This window comes from Haloferax sp. S2CR25 (assembly GCF_031624535.1).
Lineage (GTDB): Archaea > Halobacteriota > Halobacteria > Halobacteriales > Haloferacaceae > Haloferax > Haloferax massiliensis.
On record NZ_JAMQOO010000001.1, the window covers coordinates 352838 to 370578 of the forward strand.

Annotated in this window: 19 protein-coding genes; 13 read left to right on the forward strand and 6 right to left on the reverse strand. The window is 67.7% G+C overall.

Going from position 1 to position 17741, the window contains the following annotated elements:
• The first annotated feature begins 42 nt into the window (after nt 1-42).
• Together NDI65_RS01775 and NDI65_RS01780 are read left to right on the forward strand one after the other, a co-directional pair.
• Complete coding sequence (locus NDI65_RS01775) at nt 43-705, forward strand: AIM24 family protein (protein ID WP_089778075.1); 663 nt, start codon at nt 43-45, stop codon at nt 703-705.
• Nucleotides 706-800: 95 nt separating this feature from the next.
• On the forward strand, nt 801-1604 hold the full coding sequence (locus NDI65_RS01780; RefSeq protein ID WP_089778077.1) for an N-acyl homoserine lactonase family protein: 804 nt from the start codon (nt 801-803) through the stop codon (nt 1602-1604).
• Between the two features lie 210 nt (nt 1605-1814).
• Here the strand turns inward: NDI65_RS01780 and NDI65_RS01785 are convergent, their stop codons facing one another.
• Nucleotides 1815-2396 (reverse strand): DsrE/DsrF/DrsH-like family protein, encoded by a 582-nt coding sequence (locus NDI65_RS01785; protein WP_004968143.1) that lies wholly within the window; start codon nt 2394-2396, stop codon nt 1815-1817.
• Nucleotides 2393-2644: a sulfurtransferase TusA family protein gene (locus NDI65_RS01790; protein WP_049920402.1), complete on the reverse strand. Its 252-nt coding sequence runs from the start codon at nt 2642-2644 to the stop codon at nt 2393-2395. The genes NDI65_RS01785 and NDI65_RS01790 overlap by 4 nt, the downstream gene beginning before the upstream one ends.
• A gap of 266 nt (nt 2645-2910) precedes the next feature.
• On the opposite strand from NDI65_RS01790, the gene NDI65_RS01795 reads away from it, so the two are divergent.
• The 8 genes from NDI65_RS01795 (at nt 2911) to NDI65_RS01830 (ending at nt 8058) form a co-directional block, all read left to right on the forward strand.
• Nucleotides 2911-4098, forward strand: coding sequence for an MBL fold metallo-hydrolase (locus NDI65_RS01795; RefSeq protein ID WP_310893289.1), 1188 nt, complete (start codon nt 2911-2913; stop codon nt 4096-4098).
• Entirely contained in the window at nt 4099-4590 is a 492-nt protein-coding gene (locus NDI65_RS01800) for a YeeE/YedE thiosulfate transporter family protein (protein WP_089778081.1), read from the forward strand.
• Nucleotides 4587-5051, forward strand: coding sequence for a DUF6691 family protein (locus NDI65_RS01805; protein ID WP_089778083.1), 465 nt, complete (start codon nt 4587-4589; stop codon nt 5049-5051). Before NDI65_RS01800 ends, NDI65_RS01805 begins: the two co-directional genes overlap by 4 nt.
• Nucleotides 5052-5547: 496 nt before the next feature.
• A complete protein-coding gene (locus NDI65_RS01810; RefSeq protein ID WP_167344116.1) occupies nt 5548-5697 on the forward strand; it encodes a hypothetical protein in 150 nt (49 codons plus the stop codon).
• A 20-nt stretch (nt 5698-5717) separates the two neighbouring features.
• Entirely contained in the window at nt 5718-6737 is a 1020-nt protein-coding gene (locus NDI65_RS01815) for a sulfite exporter TauE/SafE family protein (RefSeq protein ID WP_089779876.1), read from the forward strand.
• A gap of 143 nt (nt 6738-6880) precedes the next feature.
• Nucleotides 6881-7261, forward strand: a complete 381-nt coding sequence (locus tag NDI65_RS01820) for a helix-turn-helix domain-containing protein (protein ID WP_004977164.1) — start codon at nt 6881-6883, stop codon at nt 7259-7261.
• A 109-nt stretch (nt 7262-7370) separates the two neighbouring features.
• Nucleotides 7371-7577: a hypothetical protein gene (locus NDI65_RS01825; protein ID WP_089778085.1), complete on the forward strand. Its 207-nt coding sequence runs from the start codon at nt 7371-7373 to the stop codon at nt 7575-7577.
• Between the two features lie 88 nt (nt 7578-7665).
• Nucleotides 7666-8058 carry a response regulator gene (locus NDI65_RS01830; RefSeq protein WP_089778087.1) on the forward strand — a complete coding sequence of 131 codons (393 nt, stop codon included), beginning with the start codon at nt 7666-7668 and terminating at the stop codon, nt 8056-8058.
• A gap of 29 nt (nt 8059-8087) precedes the next feature.
• Here the strand turns inward: NDI65_RS01830 and NDI65_RS01835 are convergent, their stop codons facing one another.
• Nucleotides 8088-9836 carry a bacterio-opsin activator domain-containing protein gene (locus NDI65_RS01835; protein WP_089778089.1) on the reverse strand — a complete coding sequence of 583 codons (1749 nt, stop codon included), beginning with the start codon at nt 9834-9836 and terminating at the stop codon, nt 8088-8090.
• 140 nt (nt 9837-9976) lie between these two features.
• Nucleotides 9977-11992 (reverse strand): PAS domain S-box protein, encoded by a 2016-nt coding sequence (locus NDI65_RS01840; RefSeq protein ID WP_310893292.1) that lies wholly within the window; start codon nt 11990-11992, stop codon nt 9977-9979.
• Between the two features lie 407 nt (nt 11993-12399).
• On the opposite strand from NDI65_RS01840, the gene NDI65_RS01845 reads away from it, so the two are divergent.
• Together NDI65_RS01845 and NDI65_RS01850 are read left to right on the forward strand one after the other, a co-directional pair.
• Nucleotides 12400-12702, forward strand: coding sequence for a UPF0058 family protein (locus tag NDI65_RS01845; RefSeq protein WP_089778093.1), 303 nt, complete (start codon nt 12400-12402; stop codon nt 12700-12702).
• 82 nt (nt 12703-12784) lie between these two features.
• A complete protein-coding gene (locus NDI65_RS01850) occupies nt 12785-14527 on the forward strand; it encodes a DNA mismatch repair protein (RefSeq protein WP_089778095.1) in 1743 nt (580 codons plus the stop codon).
• A gap of 75 nt (nt 14528-14602) precedes the next feature.
• Here NDI65_RS01850 and NDI65_RS01855 read toward each other — a convergent pair whose 3' ends face one another.
• Nucleotides 14603-14824, reverse strand: coding sequence for a hypothetical protein (locus NDI65_RS01855; protein ID WP_089778097.1), 222 nt, complete (start codon nt 14822-14824; stop codon nt 14603-14605).
• A 237-nt stretch (nt 14825-15061) separates the two neighbouring features.
• Here NDI65_RS01855 and NDI65_RS01860 point away from each other — a divergent pair, with 237 nt between their 5' ends.
• On the forward strand, nt 15062-15250 hold the full coding sequence (locus NDI65_RS01860) for a hypothetical protein (RefSeq protein WP_089779878.1): 189 nt from the start codon (nt 15062-15064) through the stop codon (nt 15248-15250).
• Nucleotides 15251-15310: 60 nt separating this feature from the next.
• Here the strand turns inward: NDI65_RS01860 and NDI65_RS01865 are convergent, their stop codons facing one another.
• Nucleotides 15311-17665 carry an ATP-dependent DNA helicase gene (locus tag NDI65_RS01865; RefSeq protein WP_310893295.1) on the reverse strand — a complete coding sequence of 785 codons (2355 nt, stop codon included), beginning with the start codon at nt 17663-17665 and terminating at the stop codon, nt 15311-15313.
• Nucleotides 17666-17741: the final 76 nt, after the last annotated feature.

A 17741-nucleotide genomic window follows, 5' to 3' on the forward strand; every position in this document is an offset into this window, starting at 1 on the left:
CCTCTCCGGTAGAGTCGTCTCCGCTGCGACTCGGTGACTCCAATGGATCTAGACGAATTCGTCAGCACGCACGCACCGTCCGAAGGCGGCGAATCCTTCGAACTCGAAAACTCGAAACTCCTCGACGTGGCCCTCGACGGGGAGGTAATGGCGAAAGCCGGGTCGATGGTCGGCTACACCGGCGACATCTCCTTCGAGCGCAAGTCCGCCGGCGGCCTGACGGGGATGCTCAAGAAGAAGGCCACGGGCGAGGGCGACGTCATGATGCAGGCGACCGGCACCGGTCACCTCTACCTCGCGGACCAGGCCAAGGAGGTCCAGATTCTCGAACTCGACGCGGGCGAGGAACTGAGCGTCAACGGCAACGACGTGCTCGCGTTCGAGTCGAGCGTGAACTGGGACATCAAGATGCTGACGAGCATCGCCGGAACCTCCTCGGGCGGCCTGTTCAACGTCTTCCTCGAAGGTCCCGGCCACGTCGCCATCACGACCCACGGCGAGCCGGTCGTCCTCCAGACGCCGGCCAAGACCGACCCCAACGCGACCGTCGCCTGGAGCGGCAACGTCTCGCCGTCGTCGAACCGCGACATCAACATCAAAGGTCTGCTCGGCCGCTCGTCGGGCGAGTCCTACCAGCTCGAATTCGCGGGCGACGACGGCTTCGTCATCGTCCAGCCGTTCGAGGAAGTCGGCCCCGGCGAGTAGTCGTTTTCCCCGCCCCGACCGACTCCCGTTTTGCGCTCGACGGAGATGTATTGGCCGCCTGAACGGTTATGGTCGCTCCGTCCGAACCCCGGGGTATGGGTGACATCAGCGTCCACCTGGTCGACCGGGGTCGCGTTCTCACGGATATGGGTTACGTACTCGACGGGTACACCATGGGGAGCGCGTCGAACCGGAGCCCCGACCACGAAACGGCCGAGTTCGTCGTCTGGAACGCCGTCGTCGACGGCCCCGACCGGACGGTGCTGTGGGATACCGGAGCGAACCCCGAAGCGGGCGACGGCTACTGGCCCGCCCCGCTGTACGAGGCGTTCGAGTACGTCGACGCCGCGGACCACACGCTCGAAGGCGACCTCGATTCGGTCGGCTACGACCTCGCCGACATCGACGCCGTGGTGATGAGCCACCTGCACCTCGACCACGCGGGGGGTCTCGCCGAGTTCGCCGGGACGGACGTCCCGATATACGTCCACGAGGAGGAACTGAAGTTCGCGTACTACTCGGCGAAGACGACCGAGGGCTCCATCGCGTACCTCGCCTCGGACTTCGACCGCGACCTGAACTGGAACGTCGTCCACGGCGACGAACACACGCTGTTCGACGGCTTCCGGCTCGTTCACCTGCCGGGCCACACGCCCGGCGTGCTGGGCGCGCACATCGAGACGCCAGCCGGCGACGTGCTCGTCGCGGGCGACGAGTGCTACGTGGAGGGCAACTACACCGACGAGGTGCCGCTCGGCCCCGGCCTGCTCTGGAGCGAGCGCGACTGGTTCGACAGCCTCCAGAAAGTGAAGGAACTCGAACGCCGGACCGGCGGCGACGTGCTCTTCGGTCACGACCTCGCCCGCTTCGAGTCGTTCGGCGACGGCTGGAACGTCTGAAGCGGGCGGACGGCGCGCTCGTCGGGCTCGAATTTTTCTGGACTCACGCGCCGAGCGGGCGACAGCGACCGCGCTCGTCGCGTCCGAAGAAAGTGAAAAGGGGAACCGCAGGGGTGGTGTCGGGTGAGGTGGAGTTGGGTGGAGTGGTGTGGCTGATGTTGGGGTGGGGAAGTAGGGGGATTGGATTACTGGTGGAGACGACGACCCGGCCTAAATCATGAGTTGCACGTCGGCGTCGGCCATGTGCTGGAGGGCCGTCGCCGCGCCGACTCCGGTGGTGACGCCGTCGTAGAACTCGGCTTCGTCGTAGCCCATCAGTTCGATGGTCATCTGGCAGGCCTGGAGGTCGACGCCCATGTCGAGGGAGGTCTCGATGAGTTCCTCGATGGTCGCCGTCCCGTTTTCCTTGATTTTCTTTTCCATCATGCTCGTGGCGACGTTGTCCATGAAGGGCAGTGCGGCGACGGCGTTCGGCATCGGCATGCTCGGGTTGCCGACCGCGCTGAGCTTCAGGTTCTTCGACTTCTCCTCGTGGAGGATGTCGAGTCCCCAGAACGTGTGGAAGACCACGACGTCCCAGCCGAAGGCGGCCGCCGTGCTGGCGAGGATGAGCGGCGGGTACGCCATGTCGAGGGTGCCTTTGGTCGCGATGATGGTCATCGACTTCTGTCCGTCGTCGTCGGTCGCCTCCCGGAGGTCGGAGACCTCCTCCTGCAGGGCTTGGACCTGCGCACGGAGGTCTTCGACGGAGTCGGCTCCCGCGTCGACGGGCGCGTCGGCGTCCGAGCTCATTCCTTCTGGATGAAGTGGCGGAAGACCGCGTCGCCGTCTTCCTCGGCCTCTTCCTGTTCGAGCATGGCGACGCCGTCGGTGGCGTCGGCCCAGCCCTTCAGGTCGCTCATACTGCCGGAGTCGGTCGCGACGACCTGCAGAATCTCGCCGGATTCGAGCTCGTCGACCGCGCCGCGGGTCTTGACGACGGGCATCGGGCAGGACAGTCCTTTCACGTCGAGGGTCTCGGTGGGTTCGTATGTACTCATTTTCGAGGTCACCTGTGTTGGGTGTATTCCACAATATAAGGGTGCTTCGTAAAAGTGTGTCGGTTCTTGGGGAGACACCACAATACCTTATCGAACGGGTTGAAGGGCGTCAAATCGGCACTTAACGGGTTAGAGAGCCATTGTGTGCTCGCGTAGGTGCGAAATCGCACTAGTTTCGGTCGATGTCCACGGAGGGAATATTGCATAAAATCCAAACTACCATCCGAAAGCTTAAGTCGAACCACCCGATAGTGGGTGATGCATACATGACCGTTCCAGACCTGCCGGAACTCGAAGTCGACGTGCCAGTCATCGAACCCGAGGCGCTGAAAGCCCGCATCGACGAGGGCGAGGCGCTGACCATCCTCGACAACCGCGTGCCGTCGGAACACGAGGACTGGCGCATCGACGGCGAGAACGTCTCGCACGTCAACATCCCCTATTTCGAGTTCCTCGACGAGGAGCTCGACGAGTCGCTGTTCGAGGACCTGCCCGAGGACGAGGAGTTCGTCGTCCTCTGTGCGAAGGGCCACTCCTCGGAGTACGTCGCCGGGTTGCTCATCCAGGAGGGCTACGACGCCGTGGCGCTCGAACGCGGCATGAACGGCTGGGCGAGCATCTACGAGTACACCGAACTGGAGACCGACGGCGACGCGCTCGTCGCGCAGTACCAGCGCCCCTCCAGCGGCTGTCTGGCGTACCTCGTCGTCGACGGCGACGAGGCCGCCGTCGTCGACCCGCTTCGCTACTTCGCCGACGAGTACGTCGCCGACGCGAAGGCGCTCGGCGCGGAGCTGAAGTACGCCATCGACACGCACATCCACGCCGACCACATCAGCGGGGTCCGCACGCTGGTCGAAGACTACGGCGTCACGGGCGTCATCCCCGAGGCCGCCGAAGACCGCGGCGTCGACTACGACACGCCCTACGAGACCATCGCGGACGGCGAGTCACTCACCGTCGGCGACGCCGCCATCGAGGCCGTCCACACGCCCGGCCACACGACCGGCATGACGACCTACAAGGTCGACAACGTGCTGTTCACGGGCGACGGCCTGTTCATCGAGTCGGTCGCCCGCCCCGACCTCGAAGACGGGGACGAGGGCGCACCCGACGCGGCCGGGATGCTCTACGATTCCCTGCAGGAGCGCGTCCTCTCGCACGACGACGACGCCATCGTGGCCTCCGCGCACTTCAGCGACGCGGCAATCCCCGCCGACGACGGCAGTTACACCGCCACGCTCGGGGAACTGAAGGACACGATGGACGCACTGTCGATGCCCAGAGACGAGTTCGTTGAGTTCATCCTCTCCGATATGCCGCCGCGGCCGGCCAACTACGTCGACATCATCGAGACGAACCTCGGCGTGCAGGAGTCGGACGACGACCGCGCCTTCGAGCTCGAACTCGGGCCGAACAACTGCGCGGCCAGCAACGAAGCCCTGACGAACTAAATGTCGGGTCTGACGCCGCTCCTCGTCGACGGGCTCTTCCCGAACGGCATCGCGCACTACGCGCTCGGCGGCCTCCTCATCGGCCTCGGGACCGCCGTCATCTACCTCGGGACGGGCATCATCGCCGGCGCGAGCACCTTCCTCGAATCGACGCTGTCGTACGTCTCCGACCTCCCGCGGTTCAACAAGGCGAAGTACGTCGCCTCGCGGGACTGGCGGGTCGTGTTCACCCTGAGCATCGTCGCCGGGGCCGCGCTGTACACCGTCCTGTTCGGCGACGGCTGGTGGGTCTCCGACGTGCAAGCGTGGCGCTTCGCCGTCGGCGGCGTGCTCGTCGGCGTCGGCACCCGCATCGGGAAGGGCTGTACGTCCGGCCACGGGGTCTGCGGCGTCGGCTCGCGCTCGCGGACCTCGCTCGTCAACGTCGCCACCTTCATGCTCGTCGCCATCGGGGTCGCACAGCTCCTGAGCGCGCTGGGGGTGTCGCCGTGAGCGACGACGAACGCGGACTCGGGTTCATGCTGGTCGTCGTCGCTGGCGGCCTGATATTCGGGTTCGGCCTCGCCGTCAGCAACATGGCCCGCCCGGAGGTCGTCCTCGACTTCCTCCAGTTCGACGACTTCGGCCTCGTCTTCGTGATGGGCGGGGCAGCCGTCGTCACCGGCACCGTCTTCGCGCTCGCCGAGGCGTTCGGCGACCGCGCGCCCATCACCGGGCGCGACTACGGCCGCCGCCTGAAGTCGTTCGACAGGAACGTCGTCGTCGGCGGGGTCGTCTTCGGTGCCGGCTGGGGTATCTCCGGCATCTGTCCCGGCGCGGCCTACGCCAGCCTCGGCGTCGGCAACTACCCCATCCTCATCGCCATCGGCGGGATGTTCGTCGGCGCGTACCTGCAGGGGCTCTGGCGCGCCCGCCGCGCCGACAGCGCCGCGACCGGCACCTCCGCCGACTGAGCCGCCTCGCTGGCGTAATCAACTTCGTTCTTTTCGCGTCTCTCGGCCGCAGAGCGACGGCGACGGAGTTCTCGACTCCTGCCGCCGATCTGCCGACGCCGGCCGACGGCTCGTGCGCGTCGTCGAGCGCCGGCGCTCGCTTCCGTCGAGAGCGGGCCGTTCGGTGGTCACCGTGGGACGCCGCGAACGCCGCCGTGAGTCCCCCTCGACCGCGATTTCTCTAATGAGATATGCTTCGATATAGTCTTGCACAATAAGCAAACAACTACCTTGTCGTAGATAGCGGAGAAATATGTTCGTAACGCCCCTTGATACAAAATATACCTCGGTTGAGCGGTATTCTTATGCCCATTCTATAACTTACGAGTATGCAATAGCTATGTGGTCTTGTACAGTATTCCCAAAAGCGTTATATCCTCACTCCGGTTAGCCAGCGTTGTACAAGAAAGTATGATTCGTACAATATACACCGAGAACCCCGAGGGGTGCTGGTAAGATGTTCGGAATCGAGACGTTGAGCGGGAACGCGCAGGCGGCCGCGCTCGTCGGCATCGTTCTCGTCGAGGCGATGGTGCTGTACGTCGGCTACGGCGCGCTGACCGCCGCGGTGGGGCCGTCCGTGCGGAAGGCCATCGGTGGTGAGTGAGCGTGTTCGAGCTACTCGGAATGTCGGCAGGGATGCTGGCGCTCTTCGTCGCGTTCGGCGTCCTCATCGGCATCCTGTTCGGCTTCTTCGGCATGGGCGGGTCGTTCCTCGTGACGCCCGCGCTCCTCGTCATGGGCTATCCCTCGCGCGTGGCCGTCGGCTCCGGCCTCGCGTTCGTCTTCGGGACCTCCGTCATCGCGACGCTGAAGCACCGCGACCTCGGACAGGTCGACTACAAACTCGGTATTTCGATGATTATCGGGACCACGGTCGGCCTCGAAGTCGGGAAGGAAATCGTCCTCTACCTCGAAGAACTCGGACTCGCCGGTAACATCATCAGCGTCACGTACGTGCTGCTTCTCGGCGGTATCGGGCTGTTCGTCACCTACGAGGCGCTGAAGGGCGGAAACGGCGGCGGCGTCAGCCACGACGTGGACGGCGACGCCGACATCGACGCCGACGACATCCCCGAGCTGGCGAAGAAGATTCAAGGCTACTCGCTGCCGCCGATGATAACCCTCCGCGGCGGCGTCAAGGTCTCGCTGTGGATGATTCTGCTCGTCGCGTTCGCCACGGGGCTCCTCTCGGGGTTCCTCGGCGTCGGCGGCGGCTTCATCCGCATGCCCGCGCTGTTCTACCTCATCGGCGTCCCGGTGCCCATCGCGGTCGGGACCGACCTGTTCGAAATCATGTTCTCGGGCGGCATCGGCTCGTTCCTCTACGCGCAGTCCGGCGGCGTCGACCTCTCTATCGTCGCGCCGCTGCTCGCCGGGTCGGCGCTCGGCGCGCGCGTCGGCTCCGCCGCGACCTCCATCGTCGACGAGGACGAGATCAAGATTTACTTCGGCCTGATGCTGCTCCTCGGCGCGCTCGCGGTCGCCGTGCGGCAGGCCGGGAACTACCTCGGCATGGGCGTCCTCGACTACGTCAGCCTCGCGCTCATCCTCGGGTCGGCGCTCATGGTCTCCGGCGCGGTGCTCTACAGCGCCGTCAAGTCCATGCGAGCCCCCTCGGCGGCCGGGAGTTCGACCGCCGACTGAGGGCGACGGCTCGCACGCGAACCGCACTCGCATCGAACGCGAATCCGCGACACCGAGCGGTCGTTTCTCACTCGGTGTTGTGCAAAGCATACAAACCCTTTTGAGGGCTGACCACGTAGCCCGAACCGATAATGGCTAGCTCGATGGTCGAATACCTGCAATCGGACATGGAGTGCGAGGGGCTCCTTGAGTGTCTCCACGGACTGAAGCAACTCGACCGACGGTGTTTCGAGGTGCTCGTCGAGACCGACGAACACCTGACCGTCGACGAGGTCGCCGAAGCGGTCGAACGGGAGCGCTCGACCGCCTACCGCTCCATCCAGCGCCTGCTGCAGGCGGGGCTCATCCAGAAGGAACAGGTGAACTACGAACACGGCGGCTACTACCACGTCTACCACCCGACCGACCCCAACGAGGTCGCAGACGACATGCAGCGCATGCTCAACGACTGGTACGCCCAGATGGGCACGCTCATCCAAGAGTTCCGCGACAAGTACGACGAGAAGATCGTCCCCGCGGAGTGAGTCCCCTCGGCCGACGAGCGGCCGCCGCCTCTCGATTTGTCCGCGTCCCAAATCAATTAGGTTCCGTATTCAACGGCACACAGTCCGTAGCTACTGCCACGACCACTCTATGTCGAAGAGTAAAAGCAGTCCCCGAAACAACGAGTTCGTCGAAGAGTGCCCGTCGTGTGAGTCGCGGACGCCTCACGACGTCTCCATCGAAATCAAGACCGAGAGCCGGAAACGCGAGAACCGCGAGTTCTCCCGCGAGCCGTACCGCGTCACGCGCTGTACGCGCTGCGGGAACACGCAGTCCCAGCGCATGAACGACGCGTGAACGACGCTCCCGACCGGCGGCCGACCTCCAACCGCATCCGAGTTCGAACGACCACGCCCGCGACGCCGACGTAGCCACGGTCCGAGACATGACACAATCTCACACACCCGACGCGCCGACCGTCCTCCTCGTCGACGACGAGGCCGCCCTCGCCGACAGCCTCGCGCTGTGGCTCGAACGCCGCTACCGCGTCCGGGTCGCCTACTCCGGACACGAGGCCCTCCAGGCGTTCGACGACGACGTCGACCTCGTCTTCCTCGACCGCAACCTCCCCGGTCTCTCCGGCGAGTCCGTCCTCGAAGAACTCCGCCGCCGAGTCGACCCGTCGTCGTTCGATGTCGTCATGCTCAGCGCCTCGCCCGGCGACGAACTGGCCGCCCTCCCCGTGGACGACGTGCTCACGAAGCCGGTCACCAAACGTGACGTCTTCGACGCCGCCGCTCGACTCGTCGGCGACGCGCCCGGAGCAAAACTCGAATAAACGCCTCTCTTGCCCGTAGCTCCCGGCCGCTAATCGTTCGCCGGTGCCGGATTCAGCTCGTCGAAATACGTCTCGATGAGCTTCCGCTCCGCCGTCCGGAGATGCTCGTGGAGCGTCGGCGGTGAGATGCCGAGCGAGTCGGCGACTTCCTCGGCCGTGCTCCCGCGGGGCCACTCGAAGTAGCCGGAGACGAGCGACGTTTCGAGGACCGTCCGCTGTCGGTCGGTCAGCTTCGAGTCGAGCGCCCGCCGGAAGGAGTCCGGCGACTGGACGGACCGCTCGACCTCGCGCTTTGCGACGACGGAGACGCCCGGTGCGGCCGTCGTCACCGCCTCTACGAGCGCGCCGTGGTCGGCGTCGGCCGCGACGTGGAGCGCGAGACTCCCGCTGCCCTCCGAGAGCGTCAACCGCTCCACGCTCGCGCCGTGGTCGATGGCGGTCGAAAGTACCGTCTCGGCGTCGGTGCGGAGTTCGACGACGGACTCCTCGTCGCCGTCGGAGACGACGCGGGCCTGCGAGACGTCGTCGGACTCGATTGCGGCCGCGACCACGTCGCTCCCCGACGCGCCCGCGACGCTGACGAAACAGGTGAGGCCGTCGTCGAGGCCGGTCACGCCGTCGAGCGAAAACCGGCAGTCGAGCGCCGCCGAGAGCCGGGCGAGCACGCCGGCGTCGCAGCCGAGCTGAAACTCCAGTTCGACGACGCTGTCGCCGTTGAGAAGCTGTTTGCTCTGGGTCGCGTTGATGCCGTTGCCGACGGTCGCTCCGAGGTCTGAAAACAGCGCGGCGGCCTCGTCGTCGAAGCCGTCGGTCTCGTCGTAGACGACGAGCGCGCCGTACATCGTCTCGCGGTAGCCGATGGCGACACAGAGCGCCGACACCGCGCCGAGGTCGGCGGCGTCCTCGCCGAAGACGGCCGCGCGGTGCGCCTCCGAGACGTCCTCGAAGACGAAGCCGTCTTCGACCGTCCCGTCGATGCCGAACGCCTCGTCGACGAACGCGAGGTCGACGCCCGAGGGGTCGAGGCCGTGGCCCGCCGCCGCGGTACACCGGAGCGACCCCGCGGCGGTGCGCCTGAGGACGAACGCGGCCTCGTGGGCGCTCGCGACCGCGTCGCAGACGGTCTGTTCGATTTCGTCGCGGGTGCGCGCGTCGATGAGCGCCCGGTCGACGTCGCGGAGGAGCTCGTTGGTCCGGTTCAGGCGGTCGAGCTGCGCCTCGCGGTTTCGAATCGCCGCCTCGTGTTCGGCCCGCACCGCCTCCAAGCGGCTGCGCAGGTCGGACAGCGCCTCCGGCTCGCGGAGCTCCTCCACGTCGCGGCTGTCGAGCGCCGCCTCGGTGGATTCGAGCGCGAAGTACTCGCGGACCTCGGACTCGAACCCCGACCGTACGAGCAGTTCCTCGACCGTCTCTTTGACCTCCGACTCGGAGACGGGTTTGACGAGGTAGGCGTCGAACGGCATGTCGACGATGTCGGTGTCGGGCTCGACCGCGGTCATCATCGCCACGCGGCAGTCGAGGCCGCGCTCGCGAATCTCTTCGAGCACGTCGTCTCCCGTGACGTTCGGCATCCGGCGGTCGAGGAGGACGACGTCGACTGTGTCGTCGAGCCGGCGGAGGGCTTCTTCTCCGCCGTATGCGGTCTCGACGGCGAACCGCTCGCCGTCGAGCCAGTACCGGCAGGTGTCCGCGAGGTCCTCGTCGTCGTCGACCACGAGGACGACCTGCTCGGCGGCCCGCTGGTCGGGGCTCTCGCGCGCCGAGCGTTCGGTGACCATCGTATCGAGCACACAGTAACGGCGAACAGTAATATATCTGCCCATCGCAGAAGGTGGAATTTAGGCGGTACGGCGACCCGAATCGCCGGTCTCCGACGGTCGGTCTCCGCCGCCGAAGGCGGGGTGAACGCGGGCCGAACTCACGCTCGCGGGAGCGTGACGACGAACGTGGCCCCGCCGCGGTCGTTGTCCTCGATTCCGACCGCCCCGCCGTAGCTCTCGACGATTTCCCGGACCAGAAACAGGCCGAAGCCGTTGCCCGGGTTCGACAGGTCCTCGATGCGCTGGTCGACGATGCGGTGTTTCTCCTCGTCGGGGACGCCCGGCCCGTTGTCGGAGACGCGGAGTTCGACCACGTCGTCGCCGGCGGCAACCTCGACTTCGACCGCGGGGTTCGGCTTGTCGTTGTGCTGGACGGCGTTTTTCAGCAGGTGCTCGACGACCTCGTCCAGCAGGTCGTCGGCGACGACCGAGATGGCCGGCAGTCGCCCGACCGTGACGCTCGCGGCGTCGGACTCCCGCCGGAGCGACTCCACGCCGTGGTCGACCGCCTCGTCGATTCGCCGCGGGCGGAACTCGTGGGACTCGCGCTCGACGATGACCTTCATGAACGTCCGCATCGTCCCGACGAGTTCGGTCATCTCGCGGACGCGACCCTGTATCGTTTCGAGGTGGGTCAGCCCCGCGTCGTCCACGAAGTCCTCGACGATGTCCGCCCGCGCGCCGACCACGTTCAGCCCGTTGAGGAGGTTGTGGCGGATGATGCGGTTCACGAACTCCAGTCGCTCCTGTTCGCGGCGGAGCGCACGCTCTCGCTCCTTGCGGGCGGTGATGTCGTGGCCTTCGAGGACCAGAAACGACACCTCGCCCTCGTCGTCGTGGACCGGCGTGACGGAGAAATCGACGACGACCGGCCGGCCGGTGTTATCGCGGTCGATTTCGACCTCGTGGCGGACGAACTCCCCGTCGGCCGCGCGGTCGAGGTCCGCCCGGAGGTCGGCGACGCGCTCGTCGTGGCCGCGCCACCACGGCGTCTCCCACGCTCGAAGCCCGACGATGTCGTCGCGGTCGGCGTCGACGAGGTCGAGCGCGGCGTCGTTCACCCGGAGGACCGTCCCGTCGGGGTCGACCAGCCCGATGTGCTGGAAGGTGCTGTTGAACACCGCGTCCAGTTGCCGCTCGCGGCGCTTCCGGTCGGTCATGTCGCGGGTCACCTTGGCGAAGCCGATGACCTCGCCGGCGTCGTCGGTCAGGGCGGTGATGGTGACAGACGCCCAAAAGCGGGTGCCGTCGGCTCGGACCCGCCACCCCTCGTTTTCGACCCGGCCCTCGGTCCGCGCCCGGTCGAGGAGGCGCTCCGGCAGGCCGGCTTCGGCGTCTTCGTCGGTGTAGAACGTCTCGATGTGCTCCCCGAGTATCTCCTCCGTGTCGTAGCCCTTGATGGCCGCCGCGCCGCGGTTCCAGCTCTCGACGCGCCCCGAGGCGTCGAGCCGGAACAGCGCGTACTCCTCGATGTTCTCGACGATGCGCGAAAACGCCTGCTCGCGGCGTTCGAGTTCGCGCTCGCGCTCCCGGCGGACGCGGGTGTCGATGCCGTGGGCGACGGCGTGGCCGAGGTTCGAAATCGGCTCGGCGAGCTCGGCGGTGAACGCCCGCTCGTGCTCGGCGTACATCGTGAGCACGCCGTAGCGCGCGTCGTCGTAGACGAGCGGGACCGACGCCGCAGAGCGGTAGCCGCGTTCGAGCGCCGGTCCCCGGAACGCCCCGAACGCCGGGTCGTCGGCGACGCTCTGGGTCGCCTGCACCGCGTTCGACCGGACCGCCCGGCCGACGGGGCCGCCTCCCTCGGGGCGCTCCGCCGACACCGACACGTCTATCTCGTCGAGGTAGCCGTCTTCGACGCCGGCCCACGCGGTCGGCTCCACGTCGCCCGTCGTCTCGTCGACGACGCCGACCCACGCGAACCGGAGTTCGCCGGTCTGGACGAGTCGCTCGCAGACCTGCCGCTCGATGTCCTCGCGCTCGGCGGCGTCGACGATTATCTCGTTCACGTCAGCGACGACCTCGTTGAACGTCGCGAGGATGTCGAGCCGCTGGCGCAGTTCGCGCTCGGTCGCCGACGGCTCGCCGACCGACCGCCGAGACCCGTCGGTCATCCCTCTCGACCCCCCCGCGAATCGGCGTCCCGTCGTGCGTGCATACCCCGACTCTAACCCCCACCGACTTGTGCGTTTCTCGGTCGCCCCGAGTCGGACCTAACCACGTAGGGCCGTGAATTACTACTGACCGTTCCATTCCACTATACGGCCACAGTGACCTGCCCGGGTCACTCGTCGTGCCCGCACGGCCCCACGGTGGAATCGACAACCCACCCCCTCTCTCTCCGCCCTGGGGACGTGTCCCTGCCCAAACCCCAACTCCCTTTCCGCGAAATCGCCCGACGAGCGACGGGTGTTTCGTTCGTATCCCCGGCTCGTACATTCATTTCTCCCCGATGCAGATACAAGACCAAAAACACGCTTCACCGCGCCATTTACCCCCGATGAGCACATACGTGCAACTCATGAAGAAAAACGAGCTCATCCACGTCCACTCGCTGCTCGTGGAAATCGCCACAGACTACCGCGACCGCGGGGTGCTCACGAGCGCCGACCTCGAACCGTACAACCGACTGGGAATCGGCCCGATGGCCCTCCGGGACTGCCGCGCCGACCACGAGCGCGCCGTCCGGACGCTCACGACCGCGCTCGCGGTCTGTGCGGCCCGGGACCTCGACCGCGACGCGGAGGGGGTACCCGGCCGACACCTGCTTCAGTCCGACGAGACGGCTGGCACGGACACCGACCAACGCGCACCCTCGTACTGAATTTTCTTCGCGGGCCACCCTCGAACAGCGGCGGCACCGTCCGACGGATGGACCTAAGAGCGCCCGGTGAGACGCCCCCGGTATGCGACTCGAAGACTACTGGGGCGTCGGCCCGAAGACCTCGGACCGACTCGAATCGGCGCTCGGCAGGGAGGGGGCGGTCGCAGCCATCGAGTCGGCCGACGTGCGGGCGCTCGTCGACGCCGGCGTCACCCGCGGGCGGGCGGTTCGCATCCTCCGCCGGGCCGACGGGCAGGACGGCATCGACGCGCTGGCGACCCGGGACGCCCGCGACGTGTACGACGACCTGCTGTCGCTCGCCAGCGACCGCGCGCTGACCGAACACGCCGCCGACCGCATCCGCGTGTTGACGCCGCTTCCGACCGTCGGGGCCCGGCGCGACCGCCTCGACCGCATCCTCGCGGCGCGGGAGGCGTGGGCCGACCTCGACGGCGACGCCCGCGACGCCGTCGAGGAGGCGTTCCGCGACTACGACGAGGCCGGCGAGACCGAGCGCGCCGCCGTCCGCGCCGCGCTCGAACTCCGGGAGGCCGGCCTCCGCGGCGAGCCGTTCGACGCGCTGGCGGAGGCCGACCCCGACGCCCTCCGCGACGCGCTCGGGGCGCTCGGCTACGTCGATAAGGACGGCTCGGTCGCCGCGGGCGCCGACGACCGCCTCGACAGCCTGCGGAGCCGGCTCGACACCGCGAACGAACTCCAATCCGGCTCGTTCGACGTGCTCGAAACCATCCAGTCGCGGGGCGTCCGCTCGCTGGACGACTTCCGCGCCGCGTTCGTCCAGTACGTCGCACAGGAGACCGACCTCTCGCGCGGCGAGGTCGAGTCGGTCGCCGCCGAGGACGCCCGCGACGCGACCGACTTCGTGAGCGCGTCGCTCCGGGCGCTCGTCGAGGACCTCGAAGCCGACGTCGCCGCCCGCGAGGAGACCGTCGCCGAGGAGCTTCGGGACCGCATCTGGGCCGCCCGCGACGACGTCGACCTCGCGGTCGAGGCCGTCGACGAGGTGGCGCTGTCGCTGTCGCTCGCGCGGTTCGCAAACGAGTACGACCTGACGCCGCCGGACATCGCCGAGACCGGGCTGGCGGTCTGCGGCGCGCGAAACCTCTTTCTCGACGACCCACAGCCCGTCTCCTACGCCGTCGGCGACCACGAACTCGCGTGCGCCGGCGGACCGACGCCGCCGGTCGGCGACCGCGTGTCGGTCCTCACGGGGGCCAACAGCGGCGGGAAGACGACGCTTCTGGAGACGCTCTCGCAGGTCGCCATCCTCGCGTCGATGGGGCTTCCCGTCCCCGCCGAGTCGGCGGTCGTCGGCCGGTTCGACTCGGTCGTGTTCCACCGCCGGCACGCGAGCTTCAACGCGGGCGTGCTCGAATCGACGCTCAAGTCCATCGTTCCGCCGCTTTCGGGCGGCGGGCGGACGCTGATGCTCGTCGACGAGTTCGAGGCCATCACCGAACCGGGTCGCGCGGCCGACCTGCTCAACGGACTGGTGAACCTCACCGTCGAGCGCGACGCCTTCGGCGTCTACGTCACGCACCTCGCGGACGAGCTGAGCCCGCTCCCGCCGGAGGCCCGCATCGACGGCATCTTCGCCGAGGGGCTGACCGACGAGCTGGAACTGCGCGTGGACTACCAGCCGCGGTTCGGGACGGTCGGCAAGTCCACGCCGGAGTTCATCGTCTCGCGGCTGGTGGCGAACGCCCGCGACCGCGCCGAGCGGCAGGGATTCGAAGCGCTGGCGGCGGCAGTGGGCGAAGAGGCGGTACAAAAGACGCTGTCCGACGCCGAGTTCGTCGGCTGAGTCGACCCGGCGTCGGAGGGGGCTCGCGGCGGCGACGACGCTCGTCGGTTTCGCGGCGACCGGGCCGGCGTCGACTCAGCACATCTCGTCGAGCGAGACGAACGCGTCGGCGTCGGCGGTCAGCCACGCCTCCATCTGGTCGCGACAACTGTCGCGCCGGGGGTAGACGGTCACTTGGTCCGGGCTCCCTCGATAGGTGACGACGACGCTATGGAGGAGGCAATCCCCGGTGGTATCCGCGCCGGCGCGGTCAGCGGTCCCTGCAACCGAGTTCTGAGATGCGGGCAGTTCGGACATTCGCCGTCACGTAGACAAACGCGACCGTGATTACATAACCTTCACTAAGTGTGGTAGTCATTGACAATATCCGTGGGTTACAAAACGTTGCACCAAGTGGGAGTACGGAGTGATACATAGCCGCGAACACCGACGCGCAGGTGTGGATTCCTCAGTTTCGCGGCATCGGTCGGGCTGTCGGGCGACTTCTGCCGGCGGAGACGGGTTGAAGTGCCCGGGACCGCCATCTGGGTGTCGATGGTCGATCCCACGTCCGATTTGGAAGCAAACGTAGACCCAGAAGACGCCCCGACCTGCGCGACGTGCGGGGAGCCGATTGCCAACAACCCGACACACCGCGTCGTCACGTGGGTCGAAGACGACACTGTGCAGGCGCGGCACTTCTGCGACGACGACTGCCGGGACGCGTGGGACGACGAACGCTGACGCTCTCCTGACGACACGTCTGGCACTCGGCACGCCGGCCGCGACGCGGCCCACCCGCGACTACTCGACCGACGACCAGAACCGGTCGAGACCGAAGCCGAGCATGTCCGGACTGACGGGTCTGAACTCCTCGCGCTCCTGTTCCGGCAGGTAGTCGCGGACGCCGTTCCACGAGTCGCGGGCGTACCGGGCGTCGACGAAGACGCGGACGCCGACCTCGTCGGTGCCGCGGATGACGCGCCCGATGGCCTGTCGCGCCTTTCTGACCGCGGGGACGGTCAGGGCCGTCTCGAACCCGTTCCCGAACTCGCGGTCGTAGGCCGTCTTCACCGCGCGGGTCCGCGGCGACGACGTGTTGATGAGCGGGACGCCGCAGACGACGGCCGCCGAGAGCTTGTCGCCGCTGTAGTCGACGCCCTCGGTGAGCGTGCCGCGGAGGCTCGTCACGAGCACCTTCCCCTCGCCGCCGAAGAAATCGCGCTTGAGCCGCTCCGTGGCCCCGTCGTCGGACGACTCGTCGAGGAGCACGGGCTTGTCGACGCGGGCTTCGAGCGCGCCCGCCATCCACTCCGCCTCGGCGTAGTTCGGCATCCCGACGAGGACGTTCCCCGGCGACCGCTCGCACACCTCGACGGCGGCGTCGGTGTACGCGAGCCGCGTCTCGTTTTCCTCGCCGGGCGGCCCGCGGTTGCTGTGGGTGAACTTCGGCACGTCGACGGCGAAGCTCGCGCGGTTCGACTCGGGGAAGCCGAGGCCGAACGTCCGCTCGGCCACCGGGCGGCCGTCGTCGGCGAGGGCGTCGAGGCCGGTCACGCGCCGGAACACGTCGATGGGTTCGAGCGTCGCGCTCATGAGGACGCCGCCGCCGAAGTCGCCGAGGCGCTCGGCGATGGCCTCGCCGGGGACGCAGTTGTGGACCGACAGCCGGGCGTTGTACGCGCGCCGCCACGACTCCGGCGGCTCCATCTCGTCCCACGTCCGTTCGAGCTCGATTTCGCGGAAGTGCTTCTCGTGGTCCGCGTAGGCCCACGTCGAAAGCGCCCGCCCCGCCGCGGGCGCGGCCCGGCGCTTGTCGTCGTCCTCCACCGAGTCGAGGATGCGGGCGACCGCCGAGCCGGTCGCCTCGGCGCGGACCCACGTCCCCTCGTCGTGGCCGCTCTCCTCGGCCCACTCGGTGAGTTCGTCGACGCCGGGGTCCTCGGGGTCGCGCAGCGGGAGCTCCTCGTCGTCGAGTTCGGTGAGGTCGGCGCGCCAGCCGACGTACTCGCGGTCGAGGTGCGCGGTCACGCGCCGGTCGAGCTCCTCGCGGAGGTCGCGGATGAAGTCCCGGGTCTCCTCCAGTTCGCGGAGCGTCACGTCGGCCTCCTGTAGCTCCCCGCGGACGAGGTCGGCGTCGACGGTGGACTTGCCGGCGTCGTCGAACTTCACGGGCTGGATGACGCGCGTGAACTCGCTTTCGGCGTCGCGGAGCGTCCGGTCGCCGACGCCGACGGAGACGAGGTCGCGGACGCGGGGTTCGAGCATGTGCGCCTCGTCGCAGATGACGAACGTCGAGTCGTCGACGAGCGCGCCGGTGAACGTGCCGACGGTCGTCGGGTCGAACGCGTGGTAGTAGTTGCCGACGACGACCTCGACGTGGGGCAACAGCGCGCCCATCACGGAGTGGGGACACGACCCCGCGCCCGCGGCCAGCGAGACGAGGTCCTCGGTCCCGATGAGTCCCTTCTCGTCGAACTCGAAGGGGACGGCCTCGATTGGGTCGCCGTCCTCGGGGAGGTCCGCGAGGAAGTTCGCGTAGAACGGGCAGTACTCCACGTCCTCGTACTCCGGCATCGACGTCGGGTACGGCGTCGGGTCGCCCGCGGTTTCGAGGTAGTCCGGCCCCGCGGTCGTCGAGCCGGTGTCGAGGAGGCCGGTCTGTTGCTCGCGGGCGTCTTTGGCGAGCGCCTCGGCGCTGGTCCGCCCGCCGTCGCCGACGAGTCCGCGGGTCCGGTCGCGGAGGGCCTCACAGCGGTCGTAGACGGTCGCGTCGTCGATGCCGCCGCGGCCCTCGCGGCTGTAGGGACACACGTCGGACTTGCCGACGAGCGTGAGCCCCGAGACGGGCTTCCAGTCGGTCGGGAGGTTCTCGTTTATGGTTCGGAGGTCGGCCTCGAACTGCCGGAGCTGTTGCTTGACGCTCGTGAGGACGAAGACGCGCTCGTAGTCGGAGTCGGGGTCGCGGACGAGGTCGATGCCGGCGGTGAGCGCGAGCATCGTCTTGCCGGTCCCGCACGCGCCCTCCACGACGGCGAAGCCGTCGTCGCGGGCGGTCTGTATCGCGGTCTCGATTCCGTCGGCCTGCTCCGGGTACGCCTCCGGGTGGCCGAACACCTCCTGCCAGGTCACGCTCTGTGGTCCAGTTGCGACGGCCATAGGGGTGTCGGTGAGTGGCCGCGGACTCGCACTTGAACGTTCGCGAGAGAGCCTGCCGGCACGCGGACCGCGCCGA